At 52.2% G+C, this 22,561-nt stretch carries 16 protein-coding genes; 7 read left to right on the forward strand and 9 right to left on the reverse strand.

Going from position 1 to position 22,561, the window contains the following annotated elements:
* Window positions 1-186 precede the first annotated feature (186 nt).
* The 5 genes from htpG to RC73_RS06345 all read left to right on the forward strand — a co-directional run bounded on the left by htpG (window position 187) and on the right by RC73_RS06345 (window position 6,419).
* Window positions 187-2,100: a molecular chaperone HtpG gene (htpG, locus tag RC73_RS06325; RefSeq protein ID WP_039033858.1), complete on the forward strand. Its 1,914-nt coding sequence runs from the start codon at window positions 187-189 to the stop codon at window positions 2,098-2,100.
* Between the two features lie 70 nt (window positions 2,101-2,170).
* Window positions 2,171-3,016: a tetratricopeptide repeat protein gene (locus RC73_RS06330; protein ID WP_039033859.1), complete on the forward strand. Its 846-nt coding sequence runs from the start codon at window positions 2,171-2,173 to the stop codon at window positions 3,014-3,016.
* A gap of 187 nt (window positions 3,017-3,203) precedes the next feature.
* A complete protein-coding gene (gene adk / locus RC73_RS06335; RefSeq protein WP_039033860.1) occupies window positions 3,204-3,848 on the forward strand; it encodes an adenylate kinase in 645 nt (214 codons plus the stop codon).
* 112 nt (window positions 3,849-3,960) lie between these two features.
* The gene (hemH, locus tag RC73_RS06340) at window positions 3,961-4,965 is read left to right on the forward strand and encodes a ferrochelatase (protein ID WP_039033861.1); all 1,005 of its coding nucleotides are present in this window, start codon (window positions 3,961-3,963) and stop codon (window positions 4,963-4,965) included.
* Window positions 4,966-5,114: 149 nt separating this feature from the next.
* Entirely contained in the window at window positions 5,115-6,419 is a 1,305-nt protein-coding gene (locus tag RC73_RS06345) for an inosine/guanosine kinase (RefSeq protein WP_039033862.1), read from the forward strand.
* A 109-nt stretch (window positions 6,420-6,528) separates the two neighbouring features.
* Here the strand turns inward: RC73_RS06345 and RC73_RS06350 are convergent, their stop codons facing one another.
* A complete protein-coding gene (locus RC73_RS06350; RefSeq protein ID WP_039033863.1) occupies window positions 6,529-7,881 on the reverse strand; it encodes a dicarboxylate/amino acid:cation symporter in 1,353 nt (450 codons plus the stop codon).
* Window positions 7,882-8,101: 220 nt separating this feature from the next.
* Here RC73_RS06350 and RC73_RS06355 point away from each other — a divergent pair, with 220 nt between their 5' ends.
* Together RC73_RS06355 and RC73_RS06360 are read left to right on the forward strand one after the other, a co-directional pair.
* Entirely contained in the window at window positions 8,102-10,546 is a 2,445-nt protein-coding gene (locus RC73_RS06355) for an Ig-like domain-containing protein (RefSeq protein WP_039033864.1), read from the forward strand.
* A gap of 257 nt (window positions 10,547-10,803) precedes the next feature.
* Entirely contained in the window at window positions 10,804-11,439 is a 636-nt protein-coding gene (locus RC73_RS06360) for a hypothetical protein (RefSeq protein WP_039033865.1), read from the forward strand.
* A gap of 396 nt (window positions 11,440-11,835) precedes the next feature.
* On the opposite strand, the gene panP is transcribed toward RC73_RS06360, so the two are convergent.
* The 8 genes from panP to RC73_RS06400 form a co-directional block, all read right to left on the reverse strand.
* A complete protein-coding gene (gene panP, locus RC73_RS06365; RefSeq protein ID WP_039033866.1) occupies window positions 11,836-13,482 on the reverse strand; it encodes a pyridoxal-dependent aspartate 1-decarboxylase PanP in 1,647 nt (548 codons plus the stop codon).
* Window positions 13,483-13,622: 140 nt separating this feature from the next.
* The gene (locus RC73_RS06370) at window positions 13,623-14,783 is read right to left on the reverse strand and encodes a glycerate kinase (protein WP_039033867.1); all 1,161 of its coding nucleotides are present in this window, start codon (window positions 14,781-14,783) and stop codon (window positions 13,623-13,625) included.
* Between the two features lie 54 nt (window positions 14,784-14,837).
* Window positions 14,838-16,196, reverse strand: a complete 1,359-nt coding sequence (locus tag RC73_RS06375) for a GntP family permease (protein WP_039033868.1) — start codon at window positions 16,194-16,196, stop codon at window positions 14,838-14,840.
* 156 nt (window positions 16,197-16,352) lie between these two features.
* The gene (locus RC73_RS06380) at window positions 16,353-17,501 is read right to left on the reverse strand and encodes a sugar diacid recognition domain-containing protein (protein ID WP_039033869.1); all 1,149 of its coding nucleotides are present in this window, start codon (window positions 17,499-17,501) and stop codon (window positions 16,353-16,355) included.
* Between the two features lie 216 nt (window positions 17,502-17,717).
* On the reverse strand, window positions 17,718-18,338 hold the full coding sequence (locus RC73_RS06385; RefSeq protein WP_039033870.1) for a uracil-DNA glycosylase family protein: 621 nt from the start codon (window positions 18,336-18,338) through the stop codon (window positions 17,718-17,720).
* 78 nt (window positions 18,339-18,416) lie between these two features.
* Window positions 18,417-18,995, reverse strand: a complete 579-nt coding sequence (locus tag RC73_RS06390; RefSeq protein WP_052248032.1) for a hypothetical protein — start codon at window positions 18,993-18,995, stop codon at window positions 18,417-18,419.
* Between the two features lie 200 nt (window positions 18,996-19,195).
* On the reverse strand, window positions 19,196-20,284 hold the full coding sequence (locus RC73_RS06395; protein ID WP_039033871.1) for a M35 family metallo-endopeptidase: 1,089 nt from the start codon (window positions 20,282-20,284) through the stop codon (window positions 19,196-19,198).
* Window positions 20,285-20,470: 186 nt separating this feature from the next.
* The gene (locus RC73_RS06400; protein ID WP_039033872.1) at window positions 20,471-22,558 is read right to left on the reverse strand and encodes an MtrB/PioB family decaheme-associated outer membrane protein; all 2,088 of its coding nucleotides are present in this window, start codon (window positions 22,556-22,558) and stop codon (window positions 20,471-20,473) included.
* Window positions 22,559-22,561 lie beyond the last annotated feature (3 nt).

Consider the following 22,561-nt stretch of genomic DNA (forward strand, 5'->3'; position numbering starts at 1 on the left):
ATATTTTCGACACAGATGGAAAACGGCAATCGGCGCTGGACTATTTTCAGAGCTCACTTCGGGCTATTTTTTCTGCGGCTGTTATCGGTCTGTGTCATCCCGCCCTTGAATTTGAAAATCGCATCCCCATTTAATTAAACAACTCAAGTTGGTTTAACCTATTGCGATAAACAAGGGAAGCTATTCATGTCACATCAAGAAACTCATGGTTTTCAAACTGAAGTCAAACAACTTTTGCATTTGATGATCCACTCTTTGTACTCCAACAAGGAGATTTTCTTGCGTGAATTGGTATCCAATGCCGCCGATGCCGCCGACAAACTGCGTTATCTGGCGCTTACCAACGACGCGCTTTATGAAGGTGATGGCGAGCTCAGGGTACGTATCAGTACCGATAAGGAAAAGGGCACTATTACCATTGAAGACAATGGTATAGGTATGACCCGTGACGGCGTTATCGAGCATTTGGGTACCATTGCCAAGTCAGGCACGTCAGAATTCTTCAAAAACCTCTCCGGCGATGCCGCCAAAGACTCGCAGTTGATTGGCCAGTTCGGTGTGGGTTTCTACTCGGCCTTTATTGTGGCCGACAAGGTAACAGTGAGAACCCGCGCCGCCGGTCACAAGGCCGATGAGGGCGTGCAGTGGCAGTCTGCCGGTGAAGGCGACTTTACCGTTGAAAACATAGTTAAAGATAGCCGCGGTACCGAGATTACTTTGCATCTGCGCGAAGAGGAAAAAGAGTTTGCCGATGACTGGCGTTTGCGCTCTATCATCACCAAGTACTCAGATCATATCTCCATTCCGGTAGAGATGTGGCAGGAAGGTTCGCCCGAGTCCGAAGGCCCGGATGGTGAAAAAATTCCGGCGACTGAAGGTCAATGGCAAGTGATGAACAAGGCCACCGCGCTTTGGACCCGCAACAAGTCTGAGATTTCCGATGAAGAATATCGGGAGTTTTACAAGCATATCTCCCATGACTTCAGCGATCCTCTGCTGTGGAGTCACAACCGGGTTGAAGGTAAGCAGGAATACACCAGCTTGCTGTACATTCCTTCCAAGGCGCCTTGGGACCTTTGGAACCGGGATCGCAAGCAGGGTCTGCAACTCTTTGTTCAGCGCGTATTTATCATGGATGACGCCGAGCAGTTTATGCCTTCTTACCTGCGTTTCGTCAAAGGTCTTATCGACTCCAACGATCTGCCGCTGAACGTCTCCCGGGAGATACTGCAGGACAACAAGGTGACCCAAGCCATGCGCACGGCCATTACCAAGCGGGTGCTGGGCATGTTGGAGAAACTGGCTAAAGACGACAGCGACAAGTACCAGCAGTTCTGGGCTGAGTTCGGCCAGGTACTGAAAGAGGGCCCGGCAGAGGATTGGAGCAACCGCGAGCGTGTGGCCGGCTTGCTGCGTTTTGCCTCGACCCACAATGACACTGCGGCGCAAACTGTATCGCTGGATGATTACATCGGCCGCATGAAGGAAGGTCAGAGCAAGATTTACTATATTGTTGCCGACAGCTATGAGGCGGCGGCCCACAGTCCGCATCTGGAGCTGCTGCGTAAGAAGGGCATCGAAGTGCTGTTGATGTCTGACCGTATCGACGAGTGGCTCATCAACCACCTGACAGAGTACAAGGAAAAGGCGCTGCACTCTGTGACTCGCGGTGAGCTGGATCTCGGTGAGCTGGAAGATGAGAATGAAAAGGCCGAACAGGAAAAACTGGCGGCCGAATCCGAGTCTTTGCTCAAGCGTATCAAAGAGGCGCTGGGTGATAAGGTCAAGGATGTACGGGTGACCACGCGTTTGACCGACACTCCAGCCTGTGTGGTGGCCGGTGAAGGCGAGATGTCGAGCCAGATGATCAAGCTGATGCAGGCCGCCGGCCAACAGGTGCCGGAAGTCAAACCAACATTTGAGCTGAACCCGACGCACCCGCTGGTGGCCAGACTCAATGACGAGACGGATGAAAGCCGCTTTACTGACTGGAGTAACCTGTTGTTGCAACAGGCAATGCTGTCAGAAAAGGGCAGCCTGGCTGACCCATCTGAGTTTATCCGCTTGATGAACCAGATGTTGCTTGCCAACCTTAAGTAAGCCAATCAAAAAAGGGCCTTTATGGCCCTTTTTTACTCGGGTATAGCCCGACCATCCAACAAGGATTGCTATGGAAACACGTATCGAACTGACCCGCGACAACATTCAACAGGTGGTGGAAGCCTCGAAACAACAGTTGGTCGCGTTGGTCTTCTGGGCGCAGCAAAGCCCGGAGAGTCTGGGGCTACTCGGCACCATGGAAACATTGGCAAACCGTTATCAGGGGCAACTGCTGCTGGCGGCCGTCAACTGCGAAACTGAAATGGAAATCGCCTCCTATTTCCAGATCCAGAGCTTGCCGACCACTTTGTTGCTCAGTCAGGGCCAGCCGGTTGATGGCTTTGCCGGGGTGCAGGACGAGTCGCAAATTCAGGTCATGCTGGATAAACATCTGCCTGCCGCCTGGGAGCTGAAACTTGCTGACGCCAGAGAATTACTCGCCGGAGGCGATGCCGCCGCAGCCCTGGTGTTGCTGAAGGAAGCCTATGGCGAGCACAATGGCGCCGAGGTGGCTTTGCCTTATGCTGATGCATGCCTGTTAAGCGGTGATATTGCCGCTGCCAAAAGCCTGCTTGCCGGCATCAAGCTTGAAGATCAGGATGCTTATTACGCCAGTTTGCAGGCCAAACTCAAGTTGGCGGAAGAGGCGGCTGATACGCCGGAAATCCGTTCTTTACAACAAGCGCTCGAAGCAGCTCCGGGAGACCTGGGTTTACTTGGCAAGCTGGCAACGGCACTGCATCAGGCGCACAGGGATGAAGAGGCCCTGGAGTTGCTTTTTGCCCAACTGCAGCAAGATCTCAACGCCGGTAATGGTGAATTGAAACAGCAGTTTCTGACGATACTTTCAGCCCTTGGTCAGGGGAATACACTGGCGAGCAGCTATCGTCGCAAGCTTTATAGTTTACTCTACTGATAGAGTTAAGCTTGGCAGGCCAAGCCTCTGCCTGAGCGGTTTTGACCGCTTTTAACAGGTCAGAGCTGTCAGGTTTTTTTGGCGTTTCTGTGGCTAAAGTCGAAGCCAAAGGCCTTCTCATGGGCGGCCAGATGTGCGAAGATCGCCGCCCTAACAAGAATATCAATGCGAAAAGAGGACTCTTGATATGCGCATTATCCTATTGGGCGCCCCTGGTGCCGGTAAAGGTACCCAGGCTCAGTTCATCATGGAAAAGTATGGCATTCCACAGATCTCAACCGGCGATATGCTGCGTGCAGCCGTAAAGGCCGGTACGCCTTTGGGACTGGAAGCCAAGAAGGTGATGGACGCCGGACAATTGGTTTCAGATGAGCTGATCATAGGTCTGGTTAAAGAGCGCATTACTCAGGACGACTGCGCCAAGGGATTCCTGCTGGATGGTTTCCCACGCACTATTCCACAAGCTGATGCCATGGTGGCTAACGGTATCCATGTTGATCATGTGATTGAGATTGATGTACCGGACGAAGAAATCGTTAAACGTATGAGCGGTCGCCGGGTGCATCCTGGTTCTGGCCGGGTTTACCATGTGGTCTTCAATCCGCCAAAAGAAGACGGCAAGGATGATGTAACAGGTGAAGAACTGGTTATCCGCCCGGATGATGAAGAGAGCACAGTACGCAAGCGCCTGGGCATCTATCACGAACAGACCATGCCGCTGGTGGATTACTATGGTGCCATGGCGGCCAAGGGTGATACCAAGTACAGTAAATTCGACGGTACCCAAAGCGTTGCTTCCGTCAGCGAAGCCATTGTGAAGGCGCTGGGCTGATTAATTATCAGAACCGGTTCTCATAATCGAAAAAAGCCCGCAATTGCGGGCTTTTTTTATGGTTTTAGCGGTGTTAACTTGGCGCCATCTCTCTCGGAACAGGAATAATACAGTGCAGGATACCCGTCCTCCATTCGGTGTGCTTTTGGTTAACTTGGGTACTCCCGCTGCGCCAACCAAAGCGGCAGTACGTACTTTTTTGAAACAGTTCCTCAGCGATCAACGTGTGGTGGATCTGTCCCCCTGGCTGTGGCAACCCCTGTTACAAGGTATTATTCTCAATACCCGTCCGGCGAAAGTCGCCAAGTTGTATCAATCTATTTGGCAGGCGGAAGGATCACCTTTAATGGTGGTCAGTAAACAGCAGAGACAAGCTCTGGCAGATTTGCTTCGGGAGCAAGTTGGCTGTCATATTCCTGTTGAGCTGGGGATGAGTTATGGCAGTCCGTCCTTGAGTGATGGCCTGACGGCGCTGAAAAATGCCGGAGTTGACAGGGTGCTGGTGTTGCCTCTTTATCCTCAATATTCCTGCTCCACTGTGGCCAGTGTGTTTGATGGTGTTGCCGCGGCGTTGAAAATGGAGCGTAATCTGCCTGAGCTGAGGTTTGTGCGCGATTACCACGACAAGCCAGGTTATATTCAGGCCCTGGCCGATAGTGTTCGTACCCATTGGCAGCGAGAAGGGCGGGGACAAAGGCTGCTGATGTCGTTTCATGGGGTGCCCGAGCGTTACATTAAGGAGGGGGATCCTTATCGCAGTCAATGTGAAACCACGGCTAAGTTGTTGGCCACCGAGCTTGGCCTGGGGCAAGGTGAATGGCAGCTGTGCTTCCAATCCCGTTTTGGCAAGGAGCCTTGGCTAACGCCCTATACCGATGAGCTGCTCGAATCTTTGCCGGGACAGGGGGTTCATTCGGTCGATATCATGAGTCCCGCCTTTGCCGCCGACTGCCTGGAAACACTGGAAGAGATAGCTCAAGGAGGCCGCGAAAGCTTTCTTGAAGCCGGTGGGAAACAATATCAATTTATCCCTTGTCTCAATGCGCAATCGGCTCATATGTGTTTTTTGGCCGAGTTGGTGAAGTTTCACACTGAAAATTGGTATCAAGCCCGTTAGCGTACACTGGTGTGGCGGTGGATTTGTGATAGAATCTGCCGCCATTTAAAGTGGTCGCTGGCAGCTCCGTCAGCCTGACTTAAGATCATTATCAGGAAAGTGTACCCAAACGGTACACTACTCAGGGACGATGAAAATGAGAGCCCAATATGAAATTTCCCGGTCAGCGTAAATCCAAACACTATTTTCCGGTCAAAACCCGTGATCCTTTGCTGGCGCAGTTGACTCAGCAGCCACAACCTTTCAGTACCTGGATTTCAGGTATAGATCAAACTTTGGTGGATATCGAAGCCAAGGTCGAAGATGAACTGCTGCAGCGTTACAACTTACCCAAAGGCAACTCGACTCTGATTGATGATGCCAGTGCCCACCAGCTGTATCATGAGCTCAAAAGCCGTGAGTTGGTCAGCGATGAGTTTGCCGGCGGCACTATCGGTAATACCATTCACAACTACTCAATTCTGGCCGATGACAGATCTGTGCTCTTTGGTGTGATGAGTAAGCATATTGAAGTAGGTAGTTATGCCTACCGCTATTTGTGCAACACTTCGTCCAAGGTGGATCTTAACTACTTACAGCCGGTTGAAGGTCCGATAGGTCGCTGCTTTACCCTGATCTCCGATGACGGTGAGCGTACTTTTGCCATCAGCAAGGGCTCAATGGACAAGTTAAGCCCGGAGTTTATCGATAAAGAAGTGATCCAGGGCAGTTCTGCTTTGGTGTTGACCGCTTATCTGATGCGGGCCAGTGATGGCGATCAGATAGGTGAAGCGGCGCTGACAGCCATTCGCTACGCCCAGGAAGCCGAAGTACCTGTGGTACTGACCTTGGGAACCCGTTTCCTGATTGCTGAAGATCCCAAATGGTGGCAGGATTTTATTCGCCAACATGTGACTGTGTTGGCAATGAATGAAGATGAAGGTGAGGCGTTGACCGGATTTGCCGATCCTTTACTGGCCAGTGAAGCGGCACTTGAATGGTGTGACATGGTGTTGACGACTGCGGGTGCTTCGGGACTTTACACCGCAGGTTATACAGATGACGCCGAGAAACGCGAAACGGCTCATACTCTGCTGCCCGGCGCTATTCCTGAATTCAATCGTTATGAGTTCTCCCGTCCGAAATTGAAAAATGATTGTGATAAACCCATCAAGGTATATGCCCATATTTCGCCTTACATGGGCGGGCCGGAGAAAATTCACAATACCAACGGCGCCGGTGATGGTGCTCTGTCTGCACTCCTGCATGACTTGGCAGCCAATACTTTCCACAAGACCAATGTACCGGGCTCCAGTAAGCATAAGCGCGATGGCTTGTGTTATTCCTCATTTTCACAGATCTGTAAGTATGCCAACCGGGTCGCTTATGAAGTGTTGGCTCAGCATAGTCCGCGCCTATCAAGGGGGTTACCCGAGCGGGAAGATAGCCTGGAAGAAGCCTACTGGGAGCGTTAAGTTTGGCTCCGCTTATCTCGATGGGTTAAATCAAATCCGTTAATATAGAAGAGGGCGTCCGAATGGACGCCCTCTTTGAATTTTGCTTTCAGCGAATTCAGCTTACTCCTTACATGGGAGTATGGTGTTCCTTATGGAAGCTGACATTGGTTTTACCGGCTTTTGGGTCGTTGAAGGTTTCTTCATTGAACTCATTTTCCGACTTGGCGATCACCACGGTTGCGACAGTATCACCTGTGACGTTCACCGCGGTGCGGACCATATCCAGCAATCTATCGACCCCGATAATCAGTGCGATACCATCTACCGGCAAGCCCACTTGATTGAGCACCATGGCCAGCATCACCAGACCCACTCCCGGTACCCCGGCTGTGCCGATAGAGGCCAGGGTGGCCGTGACAACCACGGTAATATAGTCGGTAATCGTTAGGTCGATACCGTAAACCTGAGCGATAAATACCGTTGCCACCCCCTGCATGATGGCTGTGCCATCCATATTGATGGTAGCGCCCAAGGGTAAGGTGAACGAGGCTATCTTGTTATCGACGCCCAGGCGATGCTCAGCCGTCTCGATAGTGACCGGCAGAGTGGCGTTGGAACTGGCAGTACTGAAGGCAAACAGCTGCACGTCGCGCATCTTACGGATAAAGGTGAACGGATTCAGTCCTGACAGCAGATTGAGCAGAATAGGATAAGTGACAAAAGCATGGACCAGCAGTACACCCAGTACCACAAAGAAGTAAGCGACCACACTACCGAAAGTTTCTACGCCGAGTGTCAGTGCCAGTTTACCCATAAGGGCAAATACCCCGTAAGGCGCTAGATGCATGATTAGGGTCACCACTTTCATGATGACTTCATTGAGGTCTTCAAACAGCGCCGCAACCCGCTTGCCTTTGTCGCCCACATGAGAGATGGCAAAACCAAAGATCACCGCAAAGATAATGATCTGCAGCATATTGCCTTCGCTCATCGCCTGCATCGGGTTGGTGGGTACTATGTTAATCAATACTTCCGCCAGGCTGGGAGCATCTTTGGCTTCAAAACTGTTGCCTGCGGTAGACATGCTGCTGTGGCCGGGATGGATCATCACTGCCGCCATAATTGACAGTGTTAGAGCTATAGCGGTGGTAAAAAGGTAGAAAGCGATGGTTTTGCCACCCAAACGCCCCAGTTTTGAGGGATCACTGAGTGAGCTGGTACCGCAAACCAGAGAAATAAAGACCAAGGGCACTACCAGCATTTTCAAGCTGGAAATGAAGATAGTACCGACGACATTAAGAAAGCCTTCGGTGATGTAATCCCGCACAAAGATGAAATAGGGATCTTGCTGGACTTGAGGTGAATCCAGCTCACCAGCGGGGAAAAAAGCTCTCAGAAGAAGACCGACAATGATACCGGCTGCCATGCCAATAAGGATCTTACCTGTCAGGCCCATTTTCTTGGTTGGAGTGAATGCCATAAATTTTCCTGTTTAATTCTTGTACTTTTGTAATTTGGCGCACTAAAGCCTAGCAAGAAAGCTCTCTTGAGGAAATGGGATGCTGGTTAAATATTGATATTGATAATTGCCAGTTACGCTCACATGTTGAGGAAATGTTTACTGAAAATTATACAATGTTGCTCTATAAGTAATACAGATGAATACAATTTGTGATTATTGAGTAATGGGGAGTCTGACAATGAAGTCAGCGTTTAAGTTTTGCTTCACTCTAATATGTAGTTTTCTTTTATTTGCCTGTGGTGGGGGTGGCAGTATTTCCGACGGTGGAGATGGCACAACGCCGACTCTGCCTACAGATACTTATACCATCAGTCTCAAGTTAACCGATGCCAATGGTGAGCCTTTATCGGAAGTCTCCAATGCCGTACCGGGGAAATTGGTTGCTACGTTGAGCAAAAACGCTGTGCCATTCCAGGGCGGAAGAATTGTCTTCTCCGTTGAAGGTCAAGGTGTATTGGCTTCCGACAGTGGGGTTTCGGATGCACAAGGTGTGGTGCGAATAGATCTCTTGCCCGGCGATAAGTTGGGTTCGGGGACTGTAACAGCCCGGTATACTCCTGGCAGTGGCGATGGTGCTGAAGCTCAAGTCTCATTCAATACCAAAGGTGATGGTGGCGCCGATACCGGGGGAGCTCAGATATCCTTGGTGCTTGTTGCTAATCCTGACAGTACAACCCCTTTGGAAGCGATCACCTCATTAACGCCGGGCTATTTGGTGGCCAATGTCACCGGGATTTCCAAACAGACCATTGTCAAGTTTACCAGTGACAGGGGCGAAATCCCCATAGATACGGCGGCCACAGATAATGGTAAGGCCTATGTTCAGATCTTGGCCGGTACTCAGCCTGGAGCCGGGATTGCAACCGCGACTTTACTGTCCGGTGAAGAGACATCCCTGGTATTTAAAGTCGGTGCAACCAATGTGTTTATGGGCAGCGGCTCGCCATTTCAGGATGGGGTGGCAGCTGTGGCACCAGCCGTTGTCTCTGCTGGTGGTACAGCGAGTGTCAGCGTGACATTGCAGGATGATAACGGTAATCCTTTTGTCGAGCCTGCCGAAGTTATGTTTACTTCAGTCTGTGCCGGTAAAACGCCTTTGGAAGCGGAAATCAGTTCACCTGTTATTGCAGTTAATGGTGTCGCTACCAGCACTTATCTCGCCAAAGGCTGTGTCGGTGATGATACTATCAATATCAGTGCTAATGTCGGAGGCAAATCACTGACGGCCAAAGCTGTGGTCAATGTGTTACCGGCGAGTGTGGGCAGTATCTTTTTCATGGATGCGACTCCGCAAACTATCCGCTTAAAAGGCACGGGTGGTGCGGAATCGTCAACTGTTAGATTTAAAGTGCTGGATAAGAACAACAATCCTGTAAGTAATCAAAGAGTTAATTTTTCCCTCAATACAGACGTCGGTGGTATAGAGATAGATCCTGTTTTCGCGACGACTAATGCACAAGGGATAGCCCAAACTGTGATTAATTCAGGAACCGTATCGACTTCAGTCAGGGTAACCGCTGAAGTGGATGGCAGTTTGCCATTGATTTCGTCCCAGTCCAGCCAATTGGTGATTTCGACCGGCCTTCCGGATCAGGATTCCTTCTCTCTTTCTGCTGATAACTATAACCCGGAAGGTTGGAATTATGATGGCGTTGAAGTCAAAGTGACTGCCAGGTTGGCAGATGCTTTCAACAACCCGGTTCCGGATGGCACTGCAGTTAGCTTTACCACAGAAGGTGGCGTCATTGAGTCTTCATGCACAACAGCAGCCGGTGCTTGTACCGTGACCTGGACCAGTCAAAACCCTCGCCCTACAGGCAACACCCTTGGGGGGGGAGAACAACCCTCCCTGGATAACCTTGGTCAACCCTATGGCGGACGGGTAACTATTTTGGCCACGGCAATTGGAGAAGAGTCGTTCCCGGATCTCAATGGTAATGGACGATTCGACCTTGATGAATGGGACGACTTCAAGAGTAAACCAGATGTTTCCGGCCGTCCCTTTGATTTATCGGAAGCCTTCGTCGACCATAATGAAGATGATATGTATGACAGAGCGCTAACCGGTGGAGAGTTAGAGACTTTTGTGGACTTTAATAATAGCGGTAGCTTTGATGGGGCGGATGGCGTCTATAACGGTAGTCTTTGCCGGCTTGATGACAGTAATAATCCTCACGAAGGGTGCTCAGCAACCGACAAGTCGCTCAATGTCAGGGCTTCTATTGTATTGGTGATGTCGGGTAGTGACCCGGTTGCTTCAACTCCTGAAATTACGGATAGCTGTACTGATGATAAGAACCAAGTGGATGTTTGTGACGGCCTCAATGACAACCAGACCTTGGATATCATAGGTAAATCCGTTGGTGCGGTATCAATCATTGTCGGGGATCTTCATAATCAACCCTTGCCATCCGGGACGAGTATCACTTTCAGCACCTCAGCAGGTAGTTTGGCGAGTAAGGGTAACTTTACTGTACTCTCAACCAATCAAAATAGCGCATTGGAGTATAGTGTGATGGTGAAAGGTGCCGACCAAGCCGATGCCGGAAGTCTGCTGATTGAAATCACCACCCCTAATGGAGTCTCTACCATCCTGCCCAGTATTCCCGTGGTTATTCATTAAGGGAACAGATAACTCTCTGATAAGCGACCCAAGTGCCTGATGGAAAAATCAGGCACTTTTTTTGAATTCATCGTGGAACTCCGGCCTGCAATCTACCAAGAATTATGGGGGATCAATTTTAATATCTCGGTTTTAATCTCTTTGTTTTGTCCCTTTGTTTTGTCTCTTGGTTTTGTTACTGTTCCGGCCCATTGTTGAGCCACTAAAGTTCGTGGACTACTGAATTTTCAAACCTTCAGATATTTAAGGGAATAAAAATGAGTGTTTCGATGTATCGCAATATGATTTGGTTGGTCGTAGAAAGCACAGATCTGGATGGAATCGTTGACCAGCTGAAGGGGGAGGCGGATATCAGGTCCATCAGCGATTTTGGTTCTGCAGGCGATCTGAAGCTTATCTGGAAAACTTCACATCTGGTTGTCGCGGATCTTGATGGGCTTATCTACCTTGGTGGTTGGGGCTTGCCGTTTCGCCAGTATGGCCTCAGGGACAGTATGGAAATGCTGGATGAATGCCTACGCAACCTTTCAGAATTCGCCGCTAGGTTAAGCCAGAGATTTGGAAAAACTTATGGCTTCGGTGACCATCAGGGAGGTATATACAATTTTTGGTTTATGGCGGAAGACGGTCAGGTAACAAGAAAATATGCCGTGTATCATGACGGGCTTTATGAATATGACCAAAGCTACATCTCGGCGGGTGAACCCACGGAGGCAGAGGTACAAGCCGCTAAACGTTGTTATATTAATGGTTTGTCTACAGGGGGATGTTATCCGGATGACGCGAACGTTCGGGAAATTGCCACCAATTGGGTGCTTGATCCGCAGCAGTTTTCGCAACGGTTGATCAGAGCAAAGTTGATTGAGTGGAGCCTGAGAAAGCCCGTGGTATGAGAAGGTGAAATATAAGCAGTGGGCAATCCAGGTGTGGCTTACAGACCTGTCTACTATGTTGAGTTTCTTGCAAAGGACTAGGGCCATTTGCTGCGAACCACGCCTTGCATCCAGGCCCGTAAGCCGACGCATAGCACACATGGGACTTGTTCGCACCTTCCTTAGATGAGTGCACTTGCAGTAAACATGTTTATTTTTAGAAGAGTAAAGAGTTTATTGCCTGTGTTCATTTAAGCGGCAGTTTTCAAGTCAACCCAGAGCGGCAAGATAGAGATCAAGGACTTTCCGTAGATGCGCCCTTGAATGCCACCGATATGATAGTGGGGCTGCTCAAAAGTGTACGGGGGCGGGAAAACGGCATGCAGGGCGTGACTCGGCACCGCCCTCAATAAATGTTCAGTTGCAAGCTTGTTTTAGTACTTGAAGTAGCCCGGTTTCAGAAGCTGCCAGCTCAGTTTGTTCGTTTAATACATCTGCCAGTATGGTGTCTGTGGTCAGCGGGTTGGCCAGCACCACCCGGAATACAGTCACGGTTTCTCTGTGATAACGGGCGGGTTGGATCCGGGTGCGGGACACAAAAGATTTGCCTTGTTCACGTTGTTTCTTCTGAATGGCACGAGTCAGGTCATCAAGAATGCCATTGATCTCTTTGACCTTTTCAAGATTACCCTGTGCCAATTGCCGGTTCAGAGCGGTTTGTGCCCAAGAGGGGCACCAACGGTAGGTGAGCAGACACAACTCGGGCGCACTCACCAGTTCAAATTCGCTGTGTTGCTCAATCAAGCCGGCAAAGAAGCGGGCCTTTTCCAGCGAATTATTGATCAGTATTTCATAGCCTTCCTTGCCGATTATCTGCATGCAGGCATGCACCAGCATGGCCATTCCGGGACGGGAACCTTCCAGAGTCTGGCTGCCCAAATCCTTGGAACCTTTACGCAAAATATATTCGGCATGATGCACAATTGCCCGCGCCAGTTCAGGCTGTTTGAACAGCACCATACCGGCACCCATAGGAACATACATCTGTTTATGGGCATCTATGGTCACTGAGTCGGCCAGTTCTATCCCTTTGAGCAGATGGCGATATTTGCTGGATAACAAGCTGGCTCCGCCCCAGGCGGCATCAACATGAAAGTGGCAATTGAGCTCGGTTGCCAACTCGGCCAGCTCAGGCAGAGGGTCTATATTACCGGTTTCTGTGGTGCCGGCGACGCCGACTATCGCCATGACTCGGATGCCCTGTTGGGCCAGCTTGGTGGCCGCCTCGCGCATGGCGTCGACATCGACCTTATTGTTGGCATCGGTCGCGATTGAAACTATGTTATCCCGGCCAATGCCCAACAGATCGGCAGCTTTGCCCAGGGAGTAATGGCCGCGCTCGGACACCAGTATCGCCAGGCTCTTCCAACCGTAGTGGCAGAGCGCCGCGCCTAAGCCTTCGCGATTGATACCGCGAAATTCACCGTCAGCCTTGAGCAGTTGGTTACGGGCAATCCACAGGGCGGTGATATTGGCCACAGTGCCGCCGGAGCAGAAGGCTCCCAGAGCATGATTGGCGCTGTGCATCCACTGGTGGTAGAAGTCGGTGGTTTGGCCATAAATGAGGTGATGCATCATCCCCAGCACCTGCCGCTCCAGGGGAGTGAAGGCCTTGGAGGTTTCGATTTTGACCAGATTCTGATTCAGGCCCACCATCATTTTCGACAAGGGCAATACGAAGTAGGGCAGCGCCGATGTCATATGGCCGATAAAGCTGGGGGCGGCGGTGTGTACTGAATGCGCCACCAAATTCTGCATCATCTCTTCAGAGTAGTCAGAAACAAATCTGGGTTGACGCGGGATTTCAAAGGCCTGGAAATCCTTTTCGATTTCACTCAGGGGCTTTTCCAGCGCGGCAATATTTTGGGTCAGGAAACCGGCGAGATCTTCAGACAATGCCTGCTCTATGCGGCTCAGGGTCGATTCCGGTGCTTCGGGCACGGTAAAGATACGCATCAGAGAGTTTTCTGAGGCGGTGGCCTGGCGTTGTTTGCTGGCGGTCATGGGGCTTTGGTCTCACACTGTATCTGCCTGTGTCTGCACAGGTCTTGAAATGGCAGCTCACTTTACTGCAAGGATTGCGGTCAGACAAGTTGAAACTGAAGCGAAAAAGCAGCGGGCCAAGGAGGTTGACCCGCGAAAAATCAATTGGCGTTATTCAGTTGCAGAGCCAGCAGCGCGGCGATATTGCTGGAGGTGCGCTGCAGATTGGCTCTGGCTTCGGCCAGCGCCTTGGGCAAGTCGCAGGCCGAGGGAATGATATCAAAAATGGCGCTCATTCCCTGCTCCAGCACCAGCTCTGAACCCGCGCCCAGACAGCCGGCAATACCAATCACGGGAATGTTGCGCGCCTTTGCCAGGCGCAAAACTCCCATGGGCGTCTTGCCATAGATGGTTTGTCCATCAATGCGTCCCTCGCCGGTGATAACCAGTGCGGCGCCTTCAAGTTTGGCATCAAGTCCGACAGCCTGCATGACTATGTCGATACCGGGGCGCAGCTCTGCGTCCAGAAATGCCATCACCCCAAGTCCCATGCCACCGGCGGCGCCGGCACCACTTTGCAGGCGCTTATCTTCAAAGCCGCTCTGAACCAGAATATCGGCAAAGTGGCCAAGGGCAGCGTCAAGCTCGGCGACCATTTCCTCAGTGGCTCCCTTTTGCGGCCCGAATACCGCCGAAGCGCCGCGCTCGCCACATAAAGGGTTGTCCACATCACAGGCCACTTCAAAATGGCAGTCAGTGAGCGCCGGATGCAGTTGGCTGCAGTCCAGTGTTGCCAAGGCCGCGAGTGCCGCCCCCCCCGGGCCTATCTCCAGCCCGGCACTATCCAATAGTTTAGCGCCCAGCGCCTTGGCCATACCGGCGCCGCCATCATTGGTGGCACTGCCGCCAAGGCCGATGATGAAGTGGCGAATGCCACGCTCTATGGCATCGATAATCAGCTCGCCGGTGCCGTAACTTGTGGTCAGCCTTGGATTGCGAAGCGCCGGGCTGACATGATGCAGCCCGGAGGCGGCCGCCATTTCGATAACTGCAGTTCTGGCACCATGAGTGCCTTCTGTACCCAGAATACCGTAATGGGCCTTCACAGCTTGTCCGAGTGGGCCACAGACTTCAAGCTCGACCAGGTGACCGTTGGTCGCATCGACCATAGATTGCACTGTGCCTTCGCCGCCGTCGGCCACCGGCACTTTGAGGTACTCGGCATCCGGCAGCCTGAGTTTAAAGCCTGCTTCAATTTCATTGGCTACTTCGAGGGCGCTCAGGCTTTCCTTGAAGGAATCCGGTGCTATCACTATTTTCATCTGATTTCCTGTACAACGGGCTGCCGGTGAAACCGGCAGCAGCAAGGGAAGAGTTTAGAGCAGAACCAGGCTAAGCAGCCAGACGAAGATGATGGCGGTGATCCCCTGAATTAGGGTCGCCATGGTCTGAGCCCGGTAGGCCTGGGCTACGCTCATACGGCTAAACTGAGTGACTACCCAGAAGAAGCTGTCGTTGGCGTGGGACACTGTCATGGCTCCGGCGCCTATGGCCATGACGGTCAGCACCCGGCCCATTTCGCTGCCAAGGCCGATATCACCCAACATGGGAGCCACCAGAGCCGAAGTGGCTACCAGCGCCACTGTGGAGGAGCCTTGAGCCGACTTCAGTGCCGCCGCCACCAGGAAGGGCATAAAGATACCTATACCCAGAGCCGACAGTGAAGTACCGATAAAGTCACCGATAGGCGTGGCTTTGATTACAGCGCCAAAAGCGCCGCCGGCACCGGTAATCAGCAGTATGGGGGCGGCAACGGCCAGGCCCTGTGAGATACGCTCGGAAAACTCTTTGACCTTGTTGTCGCCCTTGAGCAGCAAGAGTGACAGCCCCAAGCCTATCATCAAGGCATTGAGTGGTTGGCCGAGGAAATGGAACAGGCTGAACAGCATGCCTTCACCCATGGGCTTGGAAGGGAAGGCGGCGATAGAACCAAGGCAGATCAGCAAAATAGGAACAAAAATAGGTGAGAACGCCGCCAAGGGGCTTGGCAGCTTGCCATAAGCAGCCTTGAGTGTTTCAAATTCTTCGGCAGAAGCCTTGAGCTCTTCGGCGCCTTCGCCATCCGGCTCAGTGTTCATAAAGCGGTTGGCCCAGAGCAAACCTGCGAAGGCGGCAACGGCAGAAACCAGAATGCCTACTGCAATCACCAGCCCCAGGCTGGCTTCCAGTTGCAGGTTACCGGCGGCGGCAATCGGGCCGGGAGTAGGCGGCACAAAGGTGTGGGTAGCATAGAGGCCGGTGGCCAGGGCGACGCTCATGGCAACGCTGGAAACCTGCATTCTATTGGCCAGAGACTGTTTCAGGCTGTTGAGGATCACAAAGCCTGAGTCACAAAACACTGGGATGGAAACGATATAACCTATGATGGACATGGTCAGAGTCGGGAAGCGCTGCCCGAGCACCTTGATGACCACATCGGCCATGGTGATGGCCGCGCCGCTCTTCTCCAGCACTGTGCCTATGATAGTTCCCAGGACTATCACCAGTCCTATATAACCAAGAATACCTCCAAAACCACCACTGATGGTTTTGGCGATTTCCCCGGCGGGCAGGCCGAATCCGAAGGCGGCGATAAATGACGCCAGCAGCAGCGTCAAAAAGGGGTGTAGTTTAAATGTTGAGGTGGCGATGACAATAAAGATGATCACCGCCAATAGTACTAGTACCAGGCTCATAAGTGTCCCTTATTGGGTCGTTATTTATGTAGGGGTTGGGGCGCCGGCGCGAAGGCGGGCTGGCGATTATTATCCCAGTTGCAGCGCCGTGATGGCTTTAGGGGAAAATACGGAATTCCCCCCTGAAAGTGGTTAGTTTTTTGTGCGTATGCACAATTATTTGTGTTCCAGGCGACTGAGGACCTCTCCCAGGTAGAGTTGCAGCAATCCATCCAGGCTTTGCAGCTCTATGCCGGTGATCTCACTGATACGTTCCAGACGATACCTCAGGGTATTACGGTGAATAAACAATGCCTTGGCACATTGTTGCTGGTCACCGAAGTGTTGCAGATAGGCGCTCAGTGTACGCAGCAACAGCCCCTTTTTGTCATGCTGCTGCAGTTTGCGAAAGGGCGCTGCCAGCTCCTGACCGCGCCAGCTATTAACCAGCCCGGACAACAATACTGCCAGCGCGTGATCCTGATAGAGGTACTTGGTCTTTTCCGGCGCGCGCTTTTTCCCTAATCTCAGGGTTTCCAGCGCGGTTTGATATGAACGCCGAATACCGCCTTCACCGGGAAAAAAATGCCCCAGCGCGATTTTGAGTCGGCCTTGGGTGTCGGCCGGCAAACGGGCAAGCAGTTTCTCGATTCGCAGATCCTCAAGCGCCGGATCCCAGCTACGACCATCGAGAAAGGCGGGTTTGAGGATCACCAACTGATCCATGGCGGTCATGGCCACCAGGTTGTCCCTTTGCGGATACTCGAGTAGACGCTGGATTTCCTTGAGATCAGTGGCCTTGCTTTCGCCTTTGGCGAGTTCTATCACGGCGGCAACTCTGGGTTTTTGCAGATCTATCTGCAGCTGGGCGGCCCAGGCACAAAAATCGCTTTCGCTATAGCTGTCACGTTTCAACAGTTGCAGAATAAACTCTTCCCGCTGGCGTTTATGCCAGAGATCCAGCTCGAGGGAGTTGGCTTGCTCGACCATCATTTCGGCAGTCATTTTCAACAGCTCACCATAGTGCAGCAGCTCTGCCGGATTACCGGTAATGCCGACAACGCCGATTATCTTGCCGTGGTAGTGCAGCGGCAGGTTGATCCCGGGTTTGACGCCGTGCAGGCTGTGGCGACTGCCTTCATCTATCACCACAGTGCGGTTTTGGGCTATGGCCAGAAGGGCGCCTTCATGGACACTGTTGAGTCGCTGCTTGTCGCCGGAGCCGAGGATCACCCCTTGACTGTTCATCACATTGATATTGTGGTCGATGATATTCATGGTGCGATCCACTATCTGCTGCGCGGTCGCGGCGTCGAGAAAATACATGCGAGCCTCTAGGGTCTGTTGACCTTTCATGGTTGAATTTTGCTCGTACTAGACGCGTTTTAATCGCGACGCAAGGTATGCAGCCTAGGGGCCTAGGTAAATACCTTGCAACAAAGAGTAAAGCGCGTCTAGCCGAGCCCTTTGGGTAGCATTTGTCGTTGTTTGGTATAAAAAACGACAAAAGCTGCAAAAACCATCTTCAAGGGTCAACAGACCCTAATGTGCTAATAACTCGGCGACTCTCTGCCTGAGCCTGGGTAACAGGTTTTGCTCAAATTCCGGGTGCTGTTTAAACCAGAGGCGATTACGCGGACTCGGGTGAGGCAGCACCAGTTTTGTCGGCCACAGCGAGTCAGCTTCTGCCACGGCGGTACTGACAGGCGCCTTGGCCAGTGGACTGCCCTTGAGGTGCCAGGCCATGGCGTATTTGCCGAGGATCAGTGTCAGCTCGATATTGGGCAGGGCGGCAAAAAGCCTTGGGTGCCAGGTGGCTGAGCATTCTGGCCGCGGCGGCATATCACCCTGTTTGCGCCCCTGTTTTTCAACCGTTCCCGGATAGCAAAATCCCATGGGAATGACGGCAAACAGCCTGGGGTCATAAAACTGCTCGCGGCTCACCCCCAGCCACTGCCTTAGTCGGTCGCCGCTGGCATCGTCAAAGGGCAGGCCACGCTCATGGGTTATCCTGCCGGGCGCTTGCCCCGCGATTAAAATCCTGGCGTCAGGGTGGGCCTGCAGTATCGGCTTGGGCGGCAATGGCAGTTTATCCCGGCACAGGGTGCAGGCTCTCACCTCATCGAGTAGCGGAAAATCACTGGGCAGAGCGGCAGTTTTCATTATATTTCCTGGTTTTTGATGGATATCAGACCCTACTTAGGCTTCGAAAACTTGGCTCCGAAAATCAGGCTTCGAAAATCAGGCACCGAAAAAGTGTTGCCAGGCCTGAAAGCCTTCATACAATGTCAGCCCCAGCGCCGCCAGTATTAACACTATCCGGCTGAACTTAAAGCCGTTTTCTTTACGCTGTTGCCAATCGCTAGCACTCCAGGCGATAAGCATCGCCGGGATAGTCAGTGGCCAGATGAAATTGGCCAGCAGCAACAATAAGGAAGAGGTTGCCAGCAAGCGCCAACCGGCCTGAGGCCCGGCGACTTTGGCCGAGTTTTTCAGTTGCAGTGGCAATAACGCCAGTGCCACGGCTATCAACACCAGACCGAAGTTCATACTGAGATCGGCAACAGAGGCATGATCCCAGAGGACAAGTAACAGGGTAATGAGCGGAATGGGCAAGGCCCAATAGATATGGCTGCGGACAAACCCTGGGCGGCTATATTGGCCGTTGAAGTAAAAAACCAGCTGCAGTAGCAGGTTAACCAGAGTAAAACCACCCAGCACCAGTATGGTAAACACCCCGGCCATTAAACCCTCGGGTTGTGCGGCCATGGCCGATAGCGGAAAAAGGGCGACCAAGGCACAAGGATATTTCAACTTCATCAATAGATTCTCATCATAAAGGCTGCGCCTTACATTGGCTTAAAGGCGAAAGGCTTGCAAGTGCTTGATGGCCGTTATGGGATGGCTCTGAGACTATGAGGAAAAAAGGGGCAGTTCCGTCCGCCCAAGCTCACAAGGTAACAGGGAGGTGGGCCGGGGGAACCGGCCCACGAAAGGTAAACTAATCTGCTGTAGCTTCCTTAATTTTGAAAGGGAGTATTTTCAGCAAAGTATTCGTGACTGTCGGCGTTTTGAATCGCCTGGGCCGGGTTACTCAGGGCCAGCGATTTGGCGCCACTTTGGCCGTAGACAATGTCATCGGTTCCCGCCACCACATTGAAGTGACTCATTTCATGGACTATGGTGCCGCCCTTGGAGTCGGTGCCCGATACCGGTGCGCTCCAAAAGGCGTTACACATGTAGATCTTGTAGGGTTGAGTCGGGTAAACGTAGGCGTAATAACTCTTCTTACAGCTGCAATCGAAGGTGAGTGGCTGATTGTTCAAGGCCGAGTCTATGGCACTGAAGTTACTGCTGACGCTATTCCAGCGGCTGCTGTTGTAGCTGCCAAACCAGGTGGCATAACGCACAGAGCTTGAAGGGTTGTTGTTGCTCGCGAGGTATTGCTTGCTGTCGGCCGCCATGGTACGGGCGGCGTCCAGTCCCGCCAGAATATCGCTCTGTTGGGAATTGCTGCAACGGCCGGTAAAGCTGATACCGTCAGGCGCCGCGTTGCCATCGCCACTGCCGGGTTTACCCTTGTTGGCGCCGGACTTGAATTCACGGCCTTCCACATAGAAGCTGACCGGATCTGAATGTATCCCTTCTATCCCTAAGCGGGCCAGCTTCTTTTGTTGGCCCGGGTTGGGGGAGAAGAGTTGCAGCGAACTGACATCATAGCTTATCTCGTAGTTGCCACTGCTGCTCATGTCGTAAAGTGAGGACAACTCTACCTGATAGGACACACTCTCACCGGATTTGAGCTTGATATAGTCCTGCTTGCCGGGCTCCGGGCGTTTGAAATGGGCGCCCAGATAGTGGCGCTCAAGGCCATCGGCATTGACTTTGAACAGGGATTCTTCCACTCCATCAGCGGCTGTGTACCACTTGAGCAGTTTTACCGGCTGGTTGGCGTCATTGGTCAGGGTCACAGTGACCAACACGTTATCACTGGCCTTATAGCTCTGCTGGCTCATCTCCAGGCTGGCACGAATGCCATCGGCCAGCACGCTGGTACTGGAAAGGGCCGCGAGCAAGGCTATTCCTTGTAGTGTATGAGTGATTCTCATGCCATTGTCCTCAGGTCATATAATCTTAATTGTTATATTTGTTACAAAAATGTAACGCTTGCAGTGTAAGCTGCAAAAAGGGCCGCCGGCAAGAGGAATTTTACCGAATGCTTGTTGGTTTGAGGTGAAGGCGGGAAGAGATAAAAAAGCCCGCGAAAGCGGGCTTTTGAACGTTAAGAGTGAGAATTACAGACGGTAGTTGACGCTCAACATGATCAGGTGAGCCGTGTAGTCATGGCTGTTGTCACCAAAGCTGACCAGGTTCCAGATACCATCCGGGGCGATATCGTTACCTGCGTCGTTGTCCTCGTATTTCTCCATCTTGTAGTCAAGACGCAGCGCCATTTTCTCAGTAGCCTGATACTGGGCATAGAGGTTGACGTTGTGCACTTTGGCATAGTAATCGCCATAGTCGCCTGTGATGCCTTGGCGTACCTGAGTGCTGGAATCCGAGTCAGAGTAGGTGTAATCCAGCCCCAGACGCAGTTTCTTCTCCAGCAGGTTGTCGTAGGCCAAACCGGCCCCTATGACATCTACCTTGTCTTCCACGGTTCCTGTCCAGGTGACAGTGCTGAAGTTGCTGCTGCCGGCCTGATCTGAGTCTATGGTCTGATGGTTGTAGAAGGCGCTCAGGCTGAGATCGTCTGTCAGCAAATAGCTGATACTGGCGTCATAGCTGAGGTCTTTGGATTCAGTCAGACCGATAACCGTGTTGTTGTAGTCATCCAGCGCATAGCGGGCACCGAAATCCAGGGTCAGGGTGTCGGTAGGGCTGTGAGTTACCCTGGCTTCAACCTGAGTGCGCTTGCGGTCGGCCAGATTGTACTTGCGCAGCAACTTGTTGGACTCGGAAGAGGTCCACTCAGATGCTTCGTACTCTGAGCCATCGCGCTTGCCATAGCTGCCCTTGATCCACATATTCCAGTGTTCAAAGCTGTTGAGACTGAAACGGGCCCAAACGCTGTTCTCGTCGGTGATTTCCCTGTCCTGATAGCTGCGTTCATCACGACGGTAGTCATAACCTGCGTCCAACTTCATGCCGTTGGCAATCCGGTAATCCATGGCCAACTTGGCCTTGTGACTGGTGTTGTCATAAGGGGTGTTGTAGGCCACACGACCACTGACGTTATTGATACTGATCTGGGTCCATTCCTGGATCTGGGTCTGGTTGTCCCTGTCATAGTAATCATAACTGCCGCTGATCCGCAGATTGCGGGTGGCGCGTTTGACCGCCTTGAGGTTCATCCCCAGGATATCGACCTTGCCGTCCAGGGATTCCTGCGGCAATTGATAGCCGTAACCCGAGGTGATAAAGGCTTCATCCTGGGTCATCTGTCCGGCAAACAAACGGCCGCTGACCACGGCGCCCTTCTGGGAAAATTGGCCGCTCAAGGTCACAGTGTGGGACTCGTTATCCGGATCCAGGCTCATATAGCCCGCCCTTTGGGCACCAAAGGTTGGGTTGAAGGCGTTGTCGAATCTCAAGGTCTGGATATCATTCTTGAAGAATGAACCATTGTAGTTGAGTGCGGTAAACCAGTTGTCACCCTTGAGTTTGATCCCGGCCTCGACGGTATCTGTGGTGTAATCCACAGGCTCGGCCAGCATCATTGACTGGTTGAAGAAGCTGCCGGACGCAGTTTTCAGGCCGGTCTTTTCTTCGCGCATATAGGTGACATAGGTGCTCCACAGCTCCTCACCCTGATATTCAAGACCCAGGCCTGCGCGCTTGCGCTTGAGCGACAGCTCCAGTGGGCTCAGGCTGTCATACAGCATGGGCATTTCGCTGCTGCCACCGGCTGTCTGCCAGTTGGCCGGCAGTGTCAGGTTGCCGCTGCCTGCTCCCAGATAAGGGCTCATGGCTGAGTCTGTTTTATAGGTGTGGATCTGACGGTAGTTCAGGTTGATGTTGTACTGCCCGAGTTTACCGGCATTGATATCGACCCGGCCGTTTTCCATCCCCAGGTTATCGGCTTCGATACTGGCTCGATAGCCGTTTTCACCGCGATAGCTCAGGTCAGCGTCCACCTTGCCGGCAAAGTCATCTTCGGCGGCAAAGGCGTTGGCAGAACGGATATCGTCAGAGTCGTTATAGCCAACTCCGGCGCCAATAGTGCCGGATACACCGGTTTCACTGACGCAACCCTTACAGCTCCAGGCCGAGAATTTAACCTTTTCGGTATTGGCATTGGCCAGGTCATAACCGTCGGCGGCCATCGCCAGGCTGGCAGGAGCCAGCAGAGCCAGGGTGATCAAATTAAGTTTGAATTTCATCTT

Origin of the sequence: Shewanella sp. ECSMB14102 (genome assembly GCF_000813075.1) — a bacterium.
GTDB lineage: Bacteria > Pseudomonadota > Gammaproteobacteria > Enterobacterales > Shewanellaceae > Shewanella > Shewanella indica.

What these genes read in the sequence shown, in the direction of transcription:
- htpG (WP_039033858.1), top strand. Translation starts at nt 187, where the DNA reads ATGTCACATCAAGAAACTCATGGTTTTCAAACTGAAGTCAAACAACTT.
- RC73_RS06330 (WP_039033859.1), top strand. Translation starts at nt 2,171, where the DNA reads ATGGAAACACGTATCGAACTGACCCGCGACAACATTCAACAGGTGGTG.
- adk (WP_039033860.1), top strand. Translation starts at nt 3,204, where the DNA reads ATGCGCATTATCCTATTGGGCGCCCCTGGTGCCGGTAAAGGTACCCAG.
- RC73_RS06345 (WP_039033862.1), top strand. Translation starts at nt 5,115, where the DNA reads ATGAAATTTCCCGGTCAGCGTAAATCCAAACACTATTTTCCGGTCAAA.
- RC73_RS06350 (WP_039033863.1), bottom strand. Translation starts at nt 7,881, where the DNA reads ATGGCATTCACTCCAACCAAGAAAATGGGCCTGACAGGTAAGATCCTT.
- RC73_RS06355 (WP_039033864.1), top strand. Translation starts at nt 8,102, where the DNA reads ATGAAGTCAGCGTTTAAGTTTTGCTTCACTCTAATATGTAGTTTTCTT.
- RC73_RS06360 (WP_039033865.1), top strand. Translation starts at nt 10,804, where the DNA reads ATGAGTGTTTCGATGTATCGCAATATGATTTGGTTGGTCGTAGAAAGC.
- panP (WP_039033866.1), bottom strand. Translation starts at nt 13,482, where the DNA reads ATGACCGCCAGCAAACAACGCCAGGCCACCGCCTCAGAAAACTCTCTG.
- RC73_RS06370 (WP_039033867.1), bottom strand. Translation starts at nt 14,783, where the DNA reads ATGAAAATAGTGATAGCACCGGATTCCTTCAAGGAAAGCCTGAGCGCC.
- RC73_RS06375 (WP_039033868.1), bottom strand. Translation starts at nt 16,196, where the DNA reads ATGAGCCTGGTACTAGTACTATTGGCGGTGATCATCTTTATTGTCATC.
- RC73_RS06380 (WP_039033869.1), bottom strand. Translation starts at nt 17,501, where the DNA reads ATGTATTTTCTCGACGCCGCGACCGCGCAGCAGATAGTGGATCGCACC.
- RC73_RS06385 (WP_039033870.1), bottom strand. Translation starts at nt 18,338, where the DNA reads ATGAAAACTGCCGCTCTGCCCAGTGATTTTCCGCTACTCGATGAGGTG.
- RC73_RS06390 (WP_052248032.1), bottom strand. Translation starts at nt 18,995, where the DNA reads ATGAAGTTGAAATATCCTTGTGCCTTGGTCGCCCTTTTTCCGCTATCG.
- RC73_RS06395 (WP_039033871.1), bottom strand. Translation starts at nt 20,284, where the DNA reads ATGAGAATCACTCATACACTACAAGGAATAGCCTTGCTCGCGGCCCTT.
- RC73_RS06400 (WP_039033872.1), bottom strand. Translation starts at nt 22,558, where the DNA reads ATGAAATTCAAACTTAATTTGATCACCCTGGCTCTGCTGGCTCCTGCC.